1 protein-coding gene is annotated in these 1,251 nt (G+C 62.3%); it reads right to left on the bottom strand.

The window, feature by feature from the left end; all coding sequences use genetic code 11:
- Positions 1-36 precede the first annotated feature (36 nt).
- Positions 37-1,190 (bottom strand): IS3 family transposase gene (locus CDO46_RS26665; protein ID WP_243724652.1). Its coding sequence is split into 2 segments (ribosomal slippage): positions 37-923 and positions 923-1,190, totalling 1,155 coding nucleotides; the frame shifts between segments, so codons are not numbered across the junction.
- Positions 1,191-1,251 lie beyond the last annotated feature (61 nt).

Genomic DNA, 1,251 nt, shown 5'->3' with positions numbered 1-1,251 from the left:
TGGGCTTGCCCCGCCTCTCCGGACAGGTTGTTTAACCTAACAAACCGCCGCCTCGAACTGCATGGGGCTGACGTATCCCAGCGTTGAGTGCTGGCGCCTTGTGTTGTAGAACCGCTCGATGTAGTCGAACACCTCGGCCCTGCACTCATCGCGGGACCGGTAAATCCGTCGGCTCAGCCGTTCGGTTTTCAGCGTGGAGAAGAAGCTCTCCATGGCGGCATTATCCCAGCAGTCCCCGCGCTTGCTCATGCTGCACACGATCCCAGCATCGGCCAGCAGCATCTGGAACTGCTCGCTGGTGTACTGGCTGCCCTGGTCGGAGTGGTGCAGGACTTCGCGCGGGCGGCCTCGCCGATGCAACGCCATCATCAGGGCGTCGGTCACCAATTGCGACGTCATGCTGGCCTGCATGGACCAGCCGACGATACGTCGTGAGTACAAGTCCATGACGGCCGCCACGTAGAGCCAGCCCTCTGCTGTCCAGACATAGGTGAAGTCGGCCACCCATTTCTGGTTGGGCGCGCGGGCCGTAAAGTCTCGATCCAGCACGTTGGCGGCAATGGCATGAGCCGATCTTGGCCCCGCATCCGACGGGTGACGACGGCGCTTGGTTCGTGCCACGAGGTTTGCCCGGCGCATCAGACGCGCCACACGATGCCTGCCGCAGTGCTCGCCCCAGGCGCGCAGATCCCGCCATACCCGAGGGCTGCCATACGTCCGATCGCTGGACTGGAAGCTCTCTCGGATACGGCCGATCAATCGCTCGTTGGCCTGTTCCCGAGCGCTGGGCGAGCGGCCATGCCATTCATAAAAGCCGCTGCGCGACACGCCCAAGGTTCGGCATAGCTCGCTGACCGACCAGACGGCCCGATGCCGGGCGATGAACGGATACTTCATGTCTGGTCCTTGGCAAAGTATCCGACCGCTTTTTTTAATATGTCTCGTTCGGTCTTGACCTTGGCCAGCTCCCGCCGTAGTTGCTCGATTTCCTGCTGCTGGGCACTCTTGAGCGCCTTGCCGGGCGTCGGCTCCCATGTGCCGCCGCGCATCTGCCCGACCCAACGCCGTAGAACGCTGGGATCCAAACCCAGGTCCTGAGCCACGCCCGATACGTTGCTATCGGGCTGTTCCGCCAGCCTCACCGCCTCGCGCTTGAACTCGTCCGTGAAATGTCTTCTGTTTCGTGCCATCGCTTCGCTCTCCAGGCATGATCATGCCATCTGATCTGTCCGGAGTAACGGGGCAAGCCCA

Origin of the sequence: Pigmentiphaga sp. NML030171, from assembly GCF_002188635.1 — a bacterium.
Taxonomy (GTDB): Bacteria; Pseudomonadota; Gammaproteobacteria; order Burkholderiales; family Burkholderiaceae_B; genus Pigmentiphaga; species Pigmentiphaga daeguensis.
The sequence above is the reverse complement of the archived record's forward strand: the minus strand, read 5'-3'. Positions and strand labels throughout refer to the sequence as shown.